At 57.6% G+C, this 17,704-nt stretch carries 18 protein-coding genes; 12 read left to right on the top strand and 6 right to left on the bottom strand.

Features of this window, described 5'->3' with window-relative positions; genetic code table 11:
• Positions 1–62: 62 nt before the first annotated feature.
• Positions 63–521: a (2Fe-2S)-binding protein gene (locus ACFQ14_RS13345; RefSeq protein ID WP_377213251.1), complete on the top strand. Its 459-nt coding sequence runs from the start codon at positions 63–65 to the stop codon at positions 519–521.
• A 3-nt stretch (positions 522–524) separates the two neighbouring features.
• Entirely contained in the window at positions 525–2,765 is a 2,241-nt protein-coding gene (locus tag ACFQ14_RS13340; RefSeq protein ID WP_377213250.1) for a xanthine dehydrogenase family protein molybdopterin-binding subunit, read from the top strand.
• A 13-nt stretch (positions 2,766–2,778) separates the two neighbouring features.
• On the opposite strand, the gene hpaD is transcribed toward ACFQ14_RS13340, so the two are convergent.
• Together hpaD and hpaE are read right to left on the bottom strand one after the other, a co-directional pair.
• On the bottom strand, positions 2,779–3,759 hold the full coding sequence (hpaD, locus tag ACFQ14_RS13335; protein ID WP_377213249.1) for a 3,4-dihydroxyphenylacetate 2,3-dioxygenase: 981 nt from the start codon (positions 3,757–3,759) through the stop codon (positions 2,779–2,781).
• Between the two features lie 5 nt (positions 3,760–3,764).
• The gene (gene hpaE, locus ACFQ14_RS13330) at positions 3,765–5,276 is read right to left on the bottom strand and encodes a 5-carboxymethyl-2-hydroxymuconate semialdehyde dehydrogenase (protein WP_377213248.1); all 1,512 of its coding nucleotides are present in this window, start codon (positions 5,274–5,276) and stop codon (positions 3,765–3,767) included.
• 189 nt (positions 5,277–5,465) lie between these two features.
• On the opposite strand from hpaE, the gene ACFQ14_RS13325 reads away from it, so the two are divergent.
• Both ACFQ14_RS13325 and hpaB read left to right on the top strand, forming a co-directional pair.
• On the top strand, positions 5,466–5,918 hold the full coding sequence (locus tag ACFQ14_RS13325; protein WP_377213247.1) for a MarR family winged helix-turn-helix transcriptional regulator: 453 nt from the start codon (positions 5,466–5,468) through the stop codon (positions 5,916–5,918).
• A gap of 27 nt (positions 5,919–5,945) precedes the next feature.
• Positions 5,946–7,478 (top strand): 4-hydroxyphenylacetate 3-monooxygenase, oxygenase component, encoded by a 1,533-nt coding sequence (gene hpaB / locus ACFQ14_RS13320; RefSeq protein ID WP_377213246.1) that lies wholly within the window; start codon positions 5,946–5,948, stop codon positions 7,476–7,478.
• Positions 7,479–7,548: 70 nt separating this feature from the next.
• Here the strand turns inward: hpaB and hppD are convergent, their stop codons facing one another.
• Positions 7,549–8,661: a 4-hydroxyphenylpyruvate dioxygenase gene (hppD, locus tag ACFQ14_RS13315; RefSeq protein ID WP_377213245.1), complete on the bottom strand. Its 1,113-nt coding sequence runs from the start codon at positions 8,659–8,661 to the stop codon at positions 7,549–7,551.
• Positions 8,662–8,784: 123 nt separating this feature from the next.
• Between hppD and ACFQ14_RS13310 the strand changes: the two genes are divergently transcribed.
• Positions 8,785–9,249 (top strand): Lrp/AsnC family transcriptional regulator, encoded by a 465-nt coding sequence (locus ACFQ14_RS13310; RefSeq protein WP_377213244.1) that lies wholly within the window; start codon positions 8,785–8,787, stop codon positions 9,247–9,249.
• Here the strand turns inward: ACFQ14_RS13310 and ACFQ14_RS13305 are convergent.
• Positions 9,246–9,449, bottom strand: a complete 204-nt coding sequence (locus tag ACFQ14_RS13305; protein WP_377213243.1) for an antitoxin Xre/MbcA/ParS toxin-binding domain-containing protein — start codon at positions 9,447–9,449, stop codon at positions 9,246–9,248. The genes ACFQ14_RS13310 and ACFQ14_RS13305 overlap by 4 nt on opposite strands.
• A gap of 207 nt (positions 9,450–9,656) precedes the next feature.
• Here ACFQ14_RS13305 and paaA point away from each other — a divergent pair, with 207 nt between their 5' ends.
• The 7 genes from paaA to ACFQ14_RS13270 are packed head-to-tail and all read left to right on the top strand — an operon-like array spanning position 9,657 to position 16,012.
• The gene (paaA, locus tag ACFQ14_RS13300) at positions 9,657–10,649 is read left to right on the top strand and encodes a 1,2-phenylacetyl-CoA epoxidase subunit PaaA (RefSeq protein WP_377213242.1); all 993 of its coding nucleotides are present in this window, start codon (positions 9,657–9,659) and stop codon (positions 10,647–10,649) included.
• Positions 10,649–10,933, top strand: a complete 285-nt coding sequence (gene paaB / locus ACFQ14_RS13295; RefSeq protein WP_377213241.1) for a 1,2-phenylacetyl-CoA epoxidase subunit PaaB — start codon at positions 10,649–10,651, stop codon at positions 10,931–10,933. Before paaA ends, paaB begins: the two co-directional genes overlap by 1 nt.
• 32 nt (positions 10,934–10,965) lie before the next feature.
• The gene (paaC, locus tag ACFQ14_RS13290) at positions 10,966–11,688 is read left to right on the top strand and encodes a 1,2-phenylacetyl-CoA epoxidase subunit PaaC (protein ID WP_377213291.1); all 723 of its coding nucleotides are present in this window, start codon (positions 10,966–10,968) and stop codon (positions 11,686–11,688) included.
• Positions 11,682–12,152 (top strand): 1,2-phenylacetyl-CoA epoxidase subunit PaaD, encoded by a 471-nt coding sequence (gene paaD / locus ACFQ14_RS13285; protein WP_377213240.1) that lies wholly within the window; start codon positions 11,682–11,684, stop codon positions 12,150–12,152. Before paaC ends, paaD begins: the two co-directional genes overlap by 7 nt.
• A 10-nt stretch (positions 12,153–12,162) precedes the next feature.
• A complete protein-coding gene (locus tag ACFQ14_RS13280) occupies positions 12,163–13,230 on the top strand; it encodes a 2Fe-2S iron-sulfur cluster-binding protein (protein WP_377213239.1) in 1,068 nt (355 codons plus the stop codon).
• A 25-nt stretch (positions 13,231–13,255) separates the two neighbouring features.
• A complete protein-coding gene (gene paaZ, locus ACFQ14_RS13275) occupies positions 13,256–15,280 on the top strand; it encodes a phenylacetic acid degradation bifunctional protein PaaZ (RefSeq protein WP_377213238.1) in 2,025 nt (674 codons plus the stop codon).
• Between the two features lie 9 nt (positions 15,281–15,289).
• Entirely contained in the window at positions 15,290–16,012 is a 723-nt protein-coding gene (locus ACFQ14_RS13270) for a hypothetical protein (RefSeq protein ID WP_377213237.1), read from the top strand.
• Between the two features lie 10 nt (positions 16,013–16,022).
• Here the strand turns inward: ACFQ14_RS13270 and ACFQ14_RS13265 are convergent, their stop codons facing one another.
• Both ACFQ14_RS13265 and ACFQ14_RS13260 read right to left on the bottom strand, forming a co-directional pair.
• A complete protein-coding gene (locus tag ACFQ14_RS13265; protein WP_377213236.1) occupies positions 16,023–16,862 on the bottom strand; it encodes a class II fructose-bisphosphate aldolase in 840 nt (279 codons plus the stop codon).
• A complete protein-coding gene (locus tag ACFQ14_RS13260; RefSeq protein ID WP_377213235.1) occupies positions 16,859–17,701 on the bottom strand; it encodes a 5-deoxy-glucuronate isomerase in 843 nt (280 codons plus the stop codon). The genes ACFQ14_RS13265 and ACFQ14_RS13260 overlap by 4 nt, the downstream gene beginning before the upstream one ends.
• Positions 17,702–17,704 lie beyond the last annotated feature (3 nt).

The raw sequence follows: 17,704 nt of genomic DNA, 5'->3' as shown, positions 1-17,704 counted from the left end.
CGTTAAGGCGACACATTTACCCATCAGATTCAGAAAAGAACGCCTCGAGGCAGGAGACGAATATGCAATTCACAATCAACGGCAAAGTGATGGAGGCTGATGTCGAAGACGACATGCCGATGCTTTGGGTTTTGCGAGATGAGTTGGGTGTTCTCGGCGTCAAATATGGCTGCGGCATCGCGCAATGCGGTGCCTGCACAGTTCATATGGACGGCATCCCGATGCGCTCGTGCCAGTTGCGGGCGGGCGATGTGGACGGGCCGATCACGACGATTGAAGGGCTCGGCACTCCTGAGGCCATGAGCGTCGTCCAAGCGGCATGGGCCGAACATCAAGTCGCCCAGTGCGGCTATTGCCAATCCGGCCAGATCATGACGGCGACAGCATTCGTGTTGGAGAACAACAATCCAACCGATGAAGACATTGACGACGCGATGTCTGGAAATCTGTGCCGCTGCGGCACCTATCCGCGCATCCGCGAGGCGGTGAAAACTGCTGCCAAGAACCTGCGGGTGGCGTAAGTTATGGGACGCCTCAAAACCATCGCCCGCCGCACATTCCTGATCGGCTCTGCCGCCATCGTCGGCGGTGTCGCCTTCGGTACTTATATGTACAAGCGCCCGTTCGAGAATCCACTTCTTGCCCATTTGGAAGAGGGTGAGACGGCCATCACGCCCTACGTGAAGATCGACGCTGAAGGCATAACGCTAATCACCCCGCGCACAGATTTGGGGCAGGGCGCGTATTCCATGCAGGCCATGCTCATCGCGGAAGAATTGGACGTCACGCTTGACCAGGTGAATGTCGACCCGGGCTTGCCAAGCCCCGCCTATTACAACACGGCGCTCTCGCAGGAATCCCCCATGTTCCCGCCTTCCGACGAAAGCGCGATTGCCGAGGCTTCCCGCAACGTCACGGATGCACTGATGAAGTTCCTTGGCCTGCAAGTAACCGGCGGCTCGACTTCCGTTCCGGACGCCTATGAGAAGCTGCGCACGGCGGGTGCCGTCGCCCGCGAGACACTGAAACTGGCCGCATCGCAAAAATCTGGCATTGCGGTGGCTGATCTGAAAACCGAAAACGCCAATGTGGTCCTGCCCGACGGCAAGACGCTCAGCTATGTTGAACTTGCACCGGCGGCAGCAACGCTCGACCCGGTGACAGATATCGAATTGCGCGATCCTGCACAGTGGAAGCTGATCGGCAAGCCCGTGCAGCGCATGGACATCGCAGCAAAATCCACCGGCACCCAGCGCTATGGCATTGATTTCCGCACAGAAGGCATGGTTTTCGCCACGGTAAAACTGAACCCGCGCCAGGGCGGCGCGATGAAGAGCTATGACGCGAGTGCTGCTGAAAAAATGCGCGGCGTCAAAAAGATCGTGCCCATCAAGGGTGGTCTTGGCATTGTGGCCGACAATACATGGCGCGCGTTTCAAGCAGCCGAAGCAATCGAAGTTGATTGGGACGCAGCGCCTTTTCCGGCCGAGATGGATGACCACTGGCAGGCTTTGGCCGACAGTTTCACACCAGACAGCGTGGATGCCGTGCAGCGCGATGATGGCGATGTTGAAACCGCGCTTGCCGGCGGCACAGTGATCGCAGGCGAATACCGCGCCCCCTATCTCGCCCACGCGCCGCTGGAGCCTATTTCGGCCACGGTGAAAGTGACCGATGACCGCGCAGACGTTTGGACATCAACGCAAATCCCTCGCTTCGTGCAGGGCAATGTGGCCAAGCTGACGGGCCTCGATGATGAGCAGGTGTTCGTTCACGTTCTTTACGCTGGCGGCTCTTTCGGCCACCGGCTGGAAGATGAAGTCGTGAAGCAAGCGACCGAAATCGCCATCGCTATGAAAGGCGTGCCGGTTCACCTGACCTATTCGCGCGAAGAGGATATGATCCACGACTTCCCGCGCCAGATTGCCATGTCGCGCTTCAAGGGAACGGTGAAGGACGGCAAGGTGGAGGCGCTGGATCTCGGCATCGCCATGCCGTCCGTCATGGGCTCGCAGCTGGGCCGCCAAAACCTTGCCATGCCCGGCCCTGACCCCATGATCACCGCTGGCGCATGGGAGCAACCGCTCTCCATCCCCCATTACCGCGTCACTGGTTACCGCGCCCCCGACCTGGCACCGATCTCGTCTTGGCGCGCAGTGGGCGCATCGTCGAATGGCTTTTTCCATGAGACAGCACTGGATGAACTGATCCACGCGGCCGGTGCTGACCCGATGGCGGAGCGCATTCGCCTGACATCGCACGAACCGTCGCGCAAAGTGCTTGAAGCGGTGGCGGAAATGTCCAACTGGGGCAGCGATCTCGGCCCCAAACGCGGCAGAGGCGTTGCCATCGTCACGTCGTTTGGCGTGCCTGTCGCCGAAGTGGTGGAAGTCACAGACACTGAAGACGGCATCAAGATTGATAGAGTCTTCGTCGCCGCCGAAGTGGGCAGGGTTGTCGATCCGATCAATTTCGATAATCTGGTCAAAGGCGGCGTGGTCTGGGGTCTGGGTCACGCGATGAACTGCGAAATCACCTATTCCGACGGAATGGCCGAGCAGAACAATTACGACACGTTCACGGGCATGCGTTTCAACCAATGTCCCATCATTGAAGTGCGGGGTTTGGAAAACGGCTCAAAGGTGCGCGGCATCGGCGAGCCACCCGTTCCGCCCGCAGCGCCCGCCTTGGGCAACGCGATCTTCGCCGCAACCGGCAAGCGCATCCGCGAAATGCCGTTCAACAAGCATGTGGATTTCGTCTAGGTGCGCAGACCCTTCATGGCGCAATGATCGGCTGCGCCTTCAGGCCACTTTCCTTGGTTTCCGCTCCAGCAAACAAGCTCCCGTGCTCAAACCAGCTCTTCGGCGCGGGTGCTCCCCAAAGCGTCTGGCGCTGCGGGTCTTTCAAGTCCCATTTGATCGGCTCGTGATCGGGGTCGATCGTTTGATAGTCCGAGCAATAAATCTCGATGCGGTGGCCGTCAGGATCGAGAATGTAGAGGAAGAACGCATTCGAAATGCCGTGCCGGCCCGGTCCGCGTTCGATGTTGCTCACGTAACCCGTGGTCGCCATCAGATCGAGCAGGTCGATGATGTTCAGCGGCGTTGGCACCCAAAAGGCTGTGTGGTGCAGGCGCGGGCCTGTGCCATTGGTGAAGGCTACATCGTGGACGCCGCCTTTGCGGTGCATCCAAGCGGCCCAAACACGCCCGCTTTCGGCGTCCTCGGTGTATTCCGTCGTGCGAAATCCCATTTCACCATAGAACTCCACGCTCGCATCCACATCGGCGGAGAACATGTTGAAATGGTCAATACGCAGCGGTTTGACGCCGTTGTAGAGTTTGTATTTCTGATGGATCGACTCAAGCCGGTCCATCTTCGCATAGAATTCCAGCGGAATGCCCCAGGGGTCGCGGGTGCGCAGAATGCGGCCCATAAACGGCTTTTCGATCCACTCCGTCGGCAGGCCTTTGCCGTCGAACCACGCTTTCGCCTTGTCCAATTCCTCTTCGGACCAGACCTTGAACCCCAGCACATTAACCGAGCTTTCGCCCGTCTCGTGCAGTGAAATGCAGTGATGCCCACGTTCTTCCATCGCGCGCAGATAGAGCCGCCCCTTCTCTTCATGCGTCACTTGCAGGCCAAGCGTATCGACGTAAAACGCTTTGGAAGCGGCGATGTCTTTCACGCCATATTCCACGTGGCTCAGCCGCACGATGTTGAAAGGTGGATTCAGGTTTGCTGCGGGAATGGGCATGACGATCAGGCTCCCAATTGTGGAATTTTGTGGTGGCCGGTGGCGAAGCCGACATGCTTTTGTTCCATGTAGAATTCAAAAGACCAGTCGCCGCCATCGCGGCCAATGCCACTGGCTTTGACACCGCCAAACGGTGTTGGCAGGTGGCGAACGTTTTCAGAATTCACCCAGATCATGCCCGCCTCCAACTTGTCGGTGAAGCGCAGGGCGCGGGTCAGATCGTTGGTCCAGACATAGCCGGTGAGGCCGTATTCGGTGTCATTGGCAATCGCCAAGGCTTCCTCTTCGGTGTCGAACGTGATGGCCGTCAGCACAGGTCCGAAAATTTCCTCACGGGCGATCTTCATGTCGTTGTTGGCGGCGGTGAACAGCGTCGGTTCCACAAACCAGCCTTTGCCCTCTTTCGCAGCACCACCGGCGGCGATCTTGGCGCCCTCTTCTTTGGCAATGTCGAAGTAAGAGCAAACCTTGTCGAAATGAACTTTGTGGATCAGCGGTCCAATCTCGGTTTCAGGGTCGAGTGGATGGCCCACTCGAATGTTCTTCACGCGGGTTGCCATTGCTGAGAGAAAATCGTCAGCGATGGAAGACTGGACCAGCAAACGCGATGATGACGTGCAGCGTTCGCCGTTGAGCGAATAAATCATGAAAATCGCCGCATCGAGCGCCCGGTCGAGTTCGGCATCGTCAAACACCACCACAGGGTTCTTGCCGCCCAGTTCGAAATGCGTCCGTTTCAGCGTGTCTGCGCCCTGTTTCATGATCATCGAGCCTGTGCGGCTTTCGCCGACAAAAGCGATGGCGCGGATTTTTGGGTGCTCCGTGAGCGCCTTGCCCGCATCCTCGCCAAAGCCATTCACAAGGTTCCAAACCCCCGGTGGCAGCCCGGCTTCCTCTGCAATTTCCAGCAAGATACTGGCAGTCACAGGCGAAAACTCGGCAGGCTTGTGCACCACCGTGCAACCGGCGGCGAGCGCAGGTGCAATTTTCCAGGTGGAAAGCATGAACGGCGTGTTCCAAGGTGTAATGACGCCCACAGGGCCGATCGGAACCCGTGTGGTTACATTCATCAACGTCGCAGAAGGCATCTGCTTGCCGTCTCGGGCGGATGGGGCAAGATCGGCGAAATAACGGAAGTTCTCCGCACCCCGCAAAGCCGCCTTCGACATAAACCGCAGTGCCTGACCCGTGTCATAACACTCGGCAAACGCGATCTCCTCGGCACGTGCCACGATACCGTCAGCAATCGCATGAAGAATTTTCTTGCGCTCCGTTCCAGCCATATCGCGCCATGCGGGGAAGGCGTCATGGGCTGCTTGTGCTGCCGCGTCGATATCCGCAGGTCCGCTTTTGGCGACTGTGCAGATCAACTCCTCATCGACGGGCGAATTGTTGTCGAACGTCTCGCCGGATTGGGCGGGCACGACTTCGCCGTTGATGCGGTTCATCACCCCGTTTTGCCGAAAGGGGGCCAAATAGGTGTGCAATTTAGAAATGTTGTCGTCGAGTTCCGACATGAAAATACCCCTTCGTGACCGCATTTTGTGCGACATCCTGTCAAATGGAAACCTAATTCGCGCCCGAATGACAAGGGCTGGAACGTGAATAGCCGTGGGTTTGTCTTGACTTCCGACGCAAACGGTCATTTAATTCACATATTAACGATACACATGTGAATGCTTGCCGCCAACCGGAAAATTCCCTGCATGACGAGCTTTGACCGATCTCTTCCTATGATCCTGAACCGGGCGCTGGACGATATCATGCCGGATTACCGCGAACTGTTTGCGCGTTACGATCTGACCGAACAGCAATGGCGCATCTTGCGGGTGCTGTGGAGCGAAATGCGCGTCACCTCGGCTGATCTGTCCCGCCGCACTCTTTTGCCTGCCCCCAGCCTCGTCGGCATTATCGACAGGTTAGAGAAAAAGGGTTTCGTGTCCCGTGTCCGCTCGGTGGAAGATCGCCGGGCAGTCTACATCGTGCCGACAGCCAAGGGCAGGGCGCTGGAAGATGAAGTGACGCCGCACGTGGCGCAGATAGACGCCCGTTTGCGCAACACGGTTTCGCCCGAAGATTGGCAACACATGGAAAACACGTTGAGAAAAATCGCTGCTGCCGCCGCAGCGCCAGACCTGCCCAAAGCCAGCAACGGCTGAGGCGAAAGACGTTTAGGGAAAAGACATATGATGGACGACCTTAGCCAAGCCGGTATTGCGGTCAATGAAATCGACGCCACCGAACACTCTGCACCATCCGACATCGGCACCGGCATACGCACCGGCAAGCAATATCTCGAGGGCCTGCGCGACGACCGCGAAATCTGGCATCGTGGCAAGCGCGTCAAAGACGTAACTGCCGAGCCGGGCATGGCACGCGGTGCAGAAACTCTGGGTGGCTTCCTCGACCGTCAGCACGACGCCAAATGGCGCGACACCGTCACCTATGTCGATGAAGACGGCGACCGCTGCGCGATGGCCTATAAAAAGCCCAAGAGCAAAGAAGACGTCATAGCCCGTGGCCGCGCCTATTACGAATGGGCCAAATGGTCGAACGGCATGTTTGGCCGCACGCCGGACTACAAGAATGCTTCCGTTATGGCCTTCGCCTCCGCGACAAGCTTCTTGGCACAAGGCACGAAGGGCAATGCTGATTTTGCCAAAAACATGACGAACTTCTACGACTATGCCCGAAAGAACGACAAAGTGCTGACCCACACGCTGGTCAATCCGGCAGTAAACTTCCAGCAGGCTGCCTCGGGCAAATTCAACGAGAAAGTCGCGCTGCACGTCACTAAGGAAACCGATGCTGGAATCTATGTGAACGGCGCTCGACTACTTGCAACGCTTGGTCCGCTGTCAGATGAAATCGAGGTTTTTCCATCCACGGTGCTGCGTGCCAGCGAAGACAACATCCCGTTCGCTTTTGCGTTCGCGATCCCCATCGCGACACCTGGTTTGAAAATGATGTGCCGCGATTCCTACGATCATGGTGAGAGCACATTCGATGCGCCGCTTTCCTCACGCTATGAGGAAATGGACGCAGTCGTGATTTTCGAAAACGTGTTTGTGCCGTGGGAACGAGTGTTCATGTACGGCCAGCCAGAATTGTGCAATCAGGCTTTCAACGCCACCAATGCAGTCGTCCACATGATGCATCAGGTTGCATGTGGGAAGCTTGCTAAGGCTGAATTCATGGTCGGCCTGATGTGCAAGATCGCCGCCGCGTCTGGCCGCGATAAAGACCTACACACCAAAGGCCTGATCGCCGAAGTCATGCAAATGACGGAGGCCGTCCGTGCCATGCTCTACAGCGCCGAACAGCAGGCCCACGAAGACGAGTTTGGCAACTTCATCCCCCTGCGCGGCCCCATCGATACGTCGCGCAACATGTTCCCGAAAATGTATCCCCGCATGGTCGAAATTCTGCAGCTCATCGGTTCATCTTCGCTCATGGCGACACCGTCTGAGGCCGACTTCTCCAACGAGATGGCTGGCGATGTTGAGCAGTATTTCCAGCTGGCAAACGCCGAATCCCGAGACCGGGTCGGCCTGTTCCGGCTGGCGCACGATGTGGCGATTTCCGGCTTTGGAACGCGCCAAGCGCTCTACGAACGCTTCTTCTTCGGCCCGCCCGCACTGATGGCCTCGGCCTACTACGACATCTATGACAAAGATGATAAGATGGACCGCATCGACGCGCTGCTGGCGCAAGATTGATTCAAGATTGCTAAACCCAAGCCAAACGGGCGGCCTGTGAGGCCGCCCCTTTTTTGTTTTGGTGAGATCACTAGCCCACCAATTCACCAGTCCGTATCTGTTCCGCCTCGATGCTCTCAAAAAGCGCCCGGAAATTCCCTTCGCCAAACCCTTCGTCGCCCTTGCGCTGAATGAACTCGAAGAAGATCGGGCCGATTACGGTTTTGGAGAAAATCTGGAGCAGGATTTTCGTCATCCGGTCGCCGTTGGCATCATCGAACACGCCCTCGCCGTCGATCAAAATGCCATGCCGTTTCATGCGATCCAGCGGCTCATTATGGCCGTTCACCCTTGCTTGGGACATCTCGTAATAGGTTTCCGGTGGGCCGGGCATGAACTTCAGGCCGTTTTCAGCCAGCTTGTCGGTTGCGTCATAAATTCCGTCAGTGCCAACCGCAATGTGCTGAATGCCTTCGCCTTTGTATTTATGCAGATAGGCCTCAATTTGGCTTTTATCGTCGGTGGATTCATTCAGCGGAATACGAATTTTCCCGCAGGGGGACGTGATGGCGCGGCTGATCAGACCTGTCATCTTGCCTTCAATGTCGAAGAAATGGATTTGCGTGAAGCCGAACAAGTCACGGTAGAAATGCCACCAGCGATCCATATTGCCGCGATAGACGTTGTGGGTGAGGTGATCGAGATAGTAAAAGCCGATACCTTCTGGTTTCGGGTCGCGTTCGCCAATCCAATCAAACTCCGCGTCATAGGCAGAGCCCGTCTCGCCATAGCTGTCGATGAAATACAGCAGCGACCCGCCAATCCCGACGATCGCGGGCACGTCCATCACCTTACCATCCCCAAGATAAGGCTGCGCGCCACGTGCGACTGCCAGATCAAACGCATGCTGCGCATCCGCCACCCGCCAAGCCATTGAAGCGGCACAGGGACCGTGTTCTTTGACAAACCGCGCGGCATGGGTGCCCGGTTCGGCATTGATGACGTAGTTGATGTCGCCCTGCCGCCAAACGGTGATCGCTTTCCTTTTATGCTGAGCGACGGGTTGATAGCCCATGGTCGCAAACAGGCTTTCCAGCTTTTCGGGCTCTGGATGGGCGAATTCAACAAATTCAAACCCGTCCGTGCCGGCAGGATTGTGTTCGGTAATCGTCGCGCGTGGCGCGTCGTGTGGAAACGGACCCATGGATTGTTCCTCCTGAAATGTGATGGAACAACTATAGTGCATCCTGGGCGCACAGACTTTGCAATCGACGCGCAATTTAATCATAATGTGCAAGAAATGTGTGAGATTCAGAGAAAATAAGCCATGGCCAATGCATTAGATGCGTTTGATCGCAAGATTCTCGCAAGCCTGCAAGAAGATGGGCGGTTCACAAATGCCGAACTGGCGGACCGTGTTGGTCTGTCCGCCTCACAATGCTCCCGCCGTCGCACGGCGCTGGAGGATGCTGGGATCATTAACGGATACACGGCTCGGCTTGATCCGGAAAAGGTGGGCATCGGGCTTAAAAGCCTCGTCTCCGTGACGTTGGCGACCCACAACGACGACAATGCCGCCAATCTTCGCAGCCTGCTCGCCCGACTTCCACAAGTGCTTGATGCCTACGCACTGACGGGTGAGATGGATTACATGATCAAGGTTGTGACCCCTGATCTCAAAGCCTTGTCCGAGTTCATCAACCAGACACTGCTGCCGCACAAAGCGGTTCAGAACGTCAAAACCGCAATCGTGCTCGACACGCTGAAGGAAACTTCCGCGCTGCCGGTTTAATGCCGGGTGCTGACTTCCTCGCCGGTCATGCATTCAACAAAGTTCAGCACACGATCAGCGTCCTCTTGGGCCAGTTCCAGAGGTGTTTTGTGGTCGAACAAACGGGATTTGCGGTTCAGCCAGATCTGGCTTTCCTCCGACCCAAACGCGCGCTGAGCGCCTTCGCGGATTTTGTTCAGCATTTCTTCGTGACGGCTCATCGGCGCATCTCCCAATCTCGGGTTCCACACTCGGCACGCAACACGATCATGCCGCTCGCATCAAGGAGAGATTTCGATTGTGACAGTTTCCACAGGCTGCCATGCAGCCGTTATGTTACAGAATTTTCTCGACTCTTATATTTTGTTACATAATCATTGCTATGATCTGGCATCGCTGCTAAAAATGTCCCTCAGGAGGACAGCCCCATGTATGCCCAAATGGTAAAATCGACCGGCCAAGCCGTGCGTGACAAGAGCGAGATGAACCCGCAGGAGCGCGCTTTTCAGGAGCGGATTGATGCGGGCGAAAAGATTGAGCCGAAGGATTGGATGCCGGAAGCCTACCGCAAAAACCTAATCCGCCAGATCGGTCAGCACGCTCATTCTGAAATCGTTGGTCAATTGCCGGAGGGCAACTGGATCACCCGCGCGCCCACGCTGGAGCGCAAGGCCATTCTTCTCGCCAAGGTGCAAGATGAAGCGGGCCACGGCCTCTATCTCTATTGCGCTGCCGAAACGCTGGGCATTTCGCGGGACGAGCTGTTTGAGCAACTCCACAGCGGCAAGATGAAATATTCTTCGATCTTCAATTATCCCACGCTCACATGGGCGGATATGGGCGCGGTTGGCTGGCTCGTGGATGGTGCGGCAATCATGAATCAAGTCCCGCTGCAGCGCACATCGTTTGGCCCGTATTCCCGCGCCATGATCCGCATCTGCAAGGAAGAGAGTTTCCACCAGCGCCAAGGCTTCGACATCATGATGAAGATGGCCAACGGCACGGAAGCGCAAAAGCGCATGGCGCAAGACGCGCTCAACCGTTTCTGGTTTCCCGCGCTGATGATGTTCGGCCCGTCCGACAAAGACAGCGTCCATTCCGCCCAGTCGATGGCGTGGAAAATCAAGATGAACACCAACGACGAGCTGCGCCAGAAATTCGTCGACCAGACGGTGCCACAAGCCGAATATCTCGGCCTCACCGTGCCGGACGAAAACCTCGTCTGGAACGAAGAAAAAGGCGGCTACGACTTCTCAGAGCCGGACTGGAACGAATTCTTCGACGTCATTTCCGGCAACGGCCCCTGCAACACCGAGCGTCTGGAAACCCGCAAAAATGCGTGGGAAGACGGCGCATGGGTGCGCGAAGCCATGCAGGCCCACGCTGAAAAGCGCGCGGCACGGGCCAAGGCAGCAGCCTGATGACCCAAGAATGGCCGCTTTGGGAAATCTTCATTCGTGGAGCGCACGGCATGAGCCACCGTCATGTCGGTTCGCTCCACGCGCCGGATGAGGAGATGGCAATCCTTAACGCCCGCGATGTCTACACGCGGCGCAATGAAGGCGTTTCCATCTGGGTGGCGAAGTCAGCCGACATTCACGCCTCCGCGCCGGGAGACAAAGGCCCGCTTTATGAGCCGGCCAACGACAAGGTCTACCGCCACCCGACCTTCTTCGACATTCCCGACGATGTGGGTGCGATGTGAGCGACGATCACCTGTTTCAATTCCTGCTGCGAATGGGCGATAACACGCTCATCCTTGGTCACCGCATTTCGGAATGGTGCGGCAAGGCCCCCGTGTTGGAAGAGGACATTGCGCTCGCCAACACCGCGCTTGATTTGATCGGCCAAACGCAAAACTGGCTGGGTTATGCGGCTGAAATCGAGGGCAAGGACCGCGACGCAGACGACCTCGCCTTCCTGCGCGACTTCTGGGATTTCCGCAATCTTCTGATGCTGGAACAGCCAAACCGCGATTTCGGCCACACGATGATGCGCCAATTCCTGTTCGACGCATACCAAGTGCCAATGCTGAAGGCGTTGGAAGGTTCATCCGACGAGCGCATCGCGGCTATCGCGGCTAAAAGTGGCAAAGAGGCCGCTTATCATCTTGAACGCTCCAGCGAGACGGTGATCGCATTAGGCGATGGCACGGAAACGAGCCATGAAAAGATGCAGGCAGCGTTAGATCGCCTCTGGCCGTTCACCGGTGAGATGTTTGCTGACGACGCGATTGATGAGGCCGTGGTGGCTGAGAAGATAGCTCCCCTGCCATCCAGTCTGCGTGAGGCGTGGAGCGGCACAATTGCTGGTGTGATGGGCGAAGCCACGCTCGGTGTCCCCGATACAATCTTCGCCCATTCCGGCGGCAGAACAGGCAAGCAGCACACCGAACATCTGGGCCACCTGCTTTCGTCCATGCAATGGCTCCAGCGGGCCTATCCGGGCGCAACATGGTAGTCTCCACGCGCCCATCGACGGATGAAATCTGGCATTGGCTTGACGATGTGCCGGACCCCGAAATCCCGGTCATTTCCGTTGTCGATCTGGGTATTGTGCGGGGTGTGGAATGGCGGGGCGATACGCTGCACGTTGCAGTTACGCCCACTTATTCCGGCTGTCCCGCAACGACGATCATCAACCTCGATATCGAAACCGCGCTGCTCGCCAAAGGTATCAAGAAGATCAAATTTGAAACGCAGCTTTCCCCCGCTTGGACGACCGATTGGTTGACCGAAAAGGGCAAAAAGCGGCTGGAGGAATACGGCATCGCCCCGCCAAACCCTGCTGGTGGGCCGGACAAATGCCCGCGCTGCAGTTCTGCGCTCGTGGAGAAAGTGAGCCAGTTTGGCTCCACGCCGTGCAAAGCCCATTGGCGCTGCAAGACCTGCCTTGAGCCCTTCGACTATTTCAAATGCCTGTGAGCTTGTGACCATGGCCCAATTTCACACCCTGACAGTCACAGACATTCAGCCCACAACAAGAGACGCGGTCGTTGTGACGCTCCAGCCGGAAAACGGTGCAGATTTCTCTTTCACGCAGGGGCAATATCTCACGTTCCGCAAGGAATTCGACGGAGAGGAATTGCGCCGTTCTTATTCCATCTGTTCCGGCACCCATGACGGCGCATTGCGTGTCGGCATCAAGCGCGTGGACGGCGGCGCATTTTCAACTTGGGCCAATGAAAATCTGAAAGTTGGCGAACGGCTGGAAGCCATGCCGCCGATGGGTAATTTCCACGCGCCGCTCCAGCCCGAAGCGGCGCGCCACTACCTGATGATCGCCGCCGGTTCGGGCATCACGCCTATCCTTTCACTCACCAAGACCATTCTCGCCGAAGAACCGAAAGCCGACATCACGCTGCTCTATTCCAACCGCGCGGTGAACACCGTGATGTTCCGCGAAGAGCTGGAAGACTTGAAAAATCTCAACATGACGCGCCTCAATCTGGTGCATGTTTTGAGCGGAGGCGGCCAAGATATCGACCTGCTTTCCGGCCGATTGGACACCGAAAAATGCGATGCGCTGTTTGAGAAAATGATCGACATATCGCGCATCGACCTCGCCTTCATCTGCGGCCCCGAAGAGATGATGAAAACCGCAGCCGCTGCGCTGGAGAGCCGTGGTTTGGGCAAAGACGCGATCAAATACGAACTCTTCGCGGCTTCCCAAGCAGGCCGAGCCAAGAAACGTGCGGTTTCCAAAGTGGCTCAAAACGCAAAAGCCACCAAGGCAACGATCATACTCGACGGCACCCGCCACACGCTCGACATCGCACCCGATCAGAGTGTTCTGGAAGCGGCCTTGGCGCAAAGCATTGAAGCCCCCTATGCCTGCACGGCGGGCGTATGCTCCACCTGCATGGCGCGGCTGACCGAGGGTGCGGTGGAGATGGTCGCCAACCACGCGCTGGAGGACTACGAAGTGGAGGCCGGACGCATTCTCACCTGTCAGGCCCATCCAACGAGCGAGACGATCACCGTCGATTACGACCAGCATTAAAACGATGCCTCAGGAGGGCGAAAGCATGATTGAGGTCAACAGTTTTGCATTGGGCGGCTGGCATGCACCTGGGGCGGGCGCTTCCCTTATCTATAGCGCCATTCATGGCCGCGAAATTGCTCGGGCAGGCGGTGCCGCGCTCGATTTCCAGGACATGCTGGATCATGCCAAGAGCGTCGGTGGCCCAGCTTTGCGCAAGCTCACATTCCACGACCGCGCCAAAATGCTGAAAGCGCTGGCGCAATATTTGGGCGAGCGCAAACAGGCGCTTTACGATTTGTCATTCGACACAGGTGCCACCCAAAAAGACCACCTGATCGATATCGATGGCGGCATAGGCACGCTTTTTGTCTTCGCCTCGAAAGGCCGTCGCGAATTGCCCGATGCGCATGTCTATCTCGATGGTCCGCCTGAATTGCTCTCGCGTAGCGGCACGTTCCAGGGCCAGCACATCGCAACGCCGTTGCAGGGTGTTGCGGTCCATATCAACGCCTACAATTTCCCCGTTTGGGGCATGTTGGAAAAGCTGGCCCCCACATTTCTGGCTGGCGTTCCCGCCATCGTAAAACCAGCTACCGCATCGTGCTACGTCACTGAAGCTTGCGTGCGAATGATGCTGGAATCTGGCCTCTTGCCAGATGGCGCACTCCAACTTGTGTGCGGCAGAACGGGCGACCTTCTCGACCGCCTCGATGGTCAAGACGTGGTGAGCTTCACAGGTTCCGCCGCTACGGCAACGATGCTCCGCGCCACGCCCTCTATCGCACAGAATTCAGTTCGCTTCATCGCGGAGCAAGACAGTTTGAACGGAGCCGTGCTCGGCCCCGATGCCACACCTGATGCGCTGGAATTTGATATTTTCATCAAGGAAGCGGTGCGCGAGATCACAGCCAAAGCAGGTCAGAAATGCACGGGAATGCGCAGGCTTCTCATCCCTGAAAATCTTATCGACCCAGCCCGCGAAGCGCTTGTTGCCAAACTGGCAACAATCACGATCGGTGATCCACGCCACGAGGACACCCGCATGGGCGCGCTGATTTCGGCTGATCAAAAACAAGACGTCTTGGCCAAGATCAGCAAATTGGAATCAGAGGCCGAGCGCGTATTCGGCGATTTAACGACAATGGATTTGCTAGGCAAAGATACTGCGCCAGATGCCTTCGTCCCCCCCATTCTGTTTCAGTGCAACAATCCTGATGCCGCTGTTGAAGCGCACCGCACAGAAGCCTTTGGCCCCGTGGCCACGCTCATGCCCTACCGCGATATCGAGCATGCCAGCCACCTGCTGAACAAGGGCGGCGGCTCACTGGTTGCCTCGCTTTTCACACACGATGTGGGAACAGCAAAGGCTATGGTGATGAGCTCCGGCGCGTTCCATGGGCGGCTATACATCAACAACCGCGACAGCGCGAAGGAGGCCACAGGCCACGGCTCCCCCCTGCCGCACATGGTGCATGGCGGGCCGGGCAGGGCAGGCGGCGGCGAGGAAATGGGCGGCATTCGCGGCGTCATGCACTACATGCAGCGCACCGCCATTCAGGGCAGTCCGCAGATGCTCTCCGCCATTGGCGAGACATGGATACCGGGTGCGCCGGAAATTTCGCATGATGCCCACCCGTTCACCCGCACATTCCATGAACTCGACCTTGGCGAGACGTTCAACAGCGACTCGCGCAAAGTCACTCTGGAAGACATTGAACACTTCGCCCACTTCACGGGCGATACTTTCTACGCGCACATGGACGAAGAAGCCGCTAAGGCGAACCCCTTCTTCCCCGGTCGCGTGGCCCACGGTTACCTGCTGCTTTCCTTTGCTGCGGGCCTGTTTGTGCAGCCCGATCCCGGCCCGGTCCTGGCCAATACCGGCCTCGACAATCTGCGCTTTATGAAGCCGGTTCAAGCGGGCGACGCGATCAAGGTGCGGCTGACGGTAAAACGCAAAACCCTACGCAACGACGAATACGGCGAAGTGCGCTGGCACGTCACGCTGACCAATCAAGACGACGACACGGTCGCGGAATATGAACTGCTGACTATGAATGCGGTCTGACCCTTGCTTGTGGCTAGCCAAATAGACCTTCTCCCCAGCGACGATCCGATCAAGGTCTGGTCGGTCATCGTCACCCTGTTTGGCGATCTGGCAAGCGGTGATGGGGATGAGATCAGCGGCCAGGTTTTGATGATGCTGATGGAACGGCTCGGCATCCGCCCGGACGCAACCCGCGTGGCATTGCACCGACTACGAAAAGACAGCTGGATCGTCTCCCGCAAGGTTGGCCGGAACGCACATTATCGCCTGAGCACCCACGGCCTGCGCGAAACGCAGGCGGCCAGTCCGCGCATTTATGCGGAAAACCTGCCTGCAATAACAGATGTGAAACTCGTGCTTGCCGCACCCGATGTGGAGACGCCCGAAGGAATAGAACTCGCGCCGCGTGTGCGGCTGACGCGTTCACCAATGCCGACCGACTGGGTGTTGTCCGCTGGTGTTTCCACGATGCCCGATTGGGCGATGGAGAGCTTGCTGCCTTCATCCTTGGCGAAATCTTTTCGCATGCTGCACGAAACACTGCTGGCTGAAAATCACGCCGTTCCGAAAGACCCAATTGCCCAAGCCATCGCCCGCGCCCGCATCGTTCACGCTTGGCGGAGGCTGATTTTGAAGCTGGATGAGGAGCGAGAGCGCCTTTTGCCGCCGGGAAATGCCGTTTTCGCCTGCCGAAAAGCGGTTTTGGAGCGGCTAAATGGGGTTACTCGCCCCAAAATAAGCGATCTCGCATAGCCCTTAGCGGTCAAAGACCGCTGGGAAATCGCAATTGCCGCAGCACCTTCGCAGTCGCTTGTCGCACCGGCTCGATTGTCGGCTTGAGAAGAGAAATGCGGTCAAAAGCGTTGGGATGATCCTCGATTGATCTCCGCAGCGCCGCGCCAAAAGCCATGCGCAATTCGGTGCCGATGTTGAACTTACAAACCGAAGTTTCCCGTGCCAACCGTTGACGATCCGCAACCGGCACGCCGCTGCCGCCGTGGATAACCAGCGGCACATTGCAAACCGCTTCAATGGCGGCGACGGCCGCAAAATCGATGCCAGCGGTTTTTTCGGTTTGCAGATGCACATTGCCAACCGAAACCGCCAAGGCATCAACGCCTGTCTCGACCGCAAATCGTTGCGCTTCTTCCGGCGCGGTGGCCGCCGATGTTGCCCCTTCCGCGTAGCCAACGAAACCCACTTCGCCTTCCACACTAATGCTCGCCGACCGTGCTTTCTCGATCACCGCAAGTGTGTTTTCGATATTCTCATCAAGCGGGAGGGCGGAGCCGTCATACATCAGCGATGTGAAGCCGTAGTCTATGGCCTCTATGCATTCTTCAACCGTCTTGCCGTGGTCAATATGGGCGACAACGGGCACGCTCGCCTGCTCGGCCAGATGCCGAAACATTGGCCCCAACACGGAGACCGGCGTATGAGCGCGGCAGCCCGGCCCGGCTTGCAGGATGATCGGGATGCCCGTCTCCTCCGCTGCCTGAACATAAGCCAGCGCGTCTTCCCAGCCCAGCACCACAACGCCCGCCAGCGCATAACCTTCTGCGCGGGCAGGCGCCAAAACTTCTGCAAGCGTCGCGACCGTCATTTGAACTTGGCAATCATGTCCTTGATGCCGGGGATCGTTTCGATCTGCCATGCATGATCGGGCTGGAAATATTGCACGAGCGATCGCTGCGACAGGCCGCCAAGGATGGTGAAATAATACATCTCGTAGCCCGGCGCGACGACGCAGGGGTGGTAGCCCTTTTCCAGCGTGATCGTGGACCCATCGACCAGATGATAAGCGTCGCCAACCTTGCCGTCTTCGCGCTGCACGAGCTGCATGCCGAAACCATTGTTCGGCTTGAAGCGGAAATTGTAGGTCTCATCGTGGCGTGTTTCGTCGGGCAGTCGGTCGGTGTCGTGTTTGTGCGGCGGAAAGCCGGACCAGCCGCCCTGGCCGACGGTGAAAAGTTCCGACACCAGCAAGCGCCCCACTTTGTCGTGGTATTTCGTGCCGAGGATGTGCTTGATCTTGCGGTGGGTCTTTGTCTCGTCGGAGCCGTATTGCACCTTGTCGAGATCGGCCACGCGCACGTCGAACGGCTCCAGCACCTTGTCGTACTTCGCGCCCGCGACGAAGACTTCGGCTTCGTCGGTCATGCAAACCATCGTTGCTTTGGCACCAACGGGTACATAAACGCCTTCCGGCTCGCCGTCCCAAACGTCCACCGTGCGCGTGCCGAGCGCGGCGTAGGACACGCCTTCGATTTCCACATCGACCGTGCCGGTGGCCGGTACGATGCATGTCTCGTAGCCGGGCACCTGATAGTCAAACGCCTGGCCCTTCTTCAGCTTCACGATGTTGAAATAGTTCAGCGGAACATTGGGGTCATCGGCGTCAACGATGGGCTTGTTGGCATTGTCGAACGGTGGGGTGTGCATGGT

The sequence above is a fragment of the Pseudahrensia aquimaris genome, from assembly GCF_042676045.1.
Taxonomy (GTDB): Bacteria; Pseudomonadota; Alphaproteobacteria; order Rhizobiales; family Rhizobiaceae; genus Pseudahrensia; species Pseudahrensia aquimaris.
Note: the sequence above shows the minus strand (reverse complement) of the source record. Positions and strands in the feature narration are given on the sequence as shown.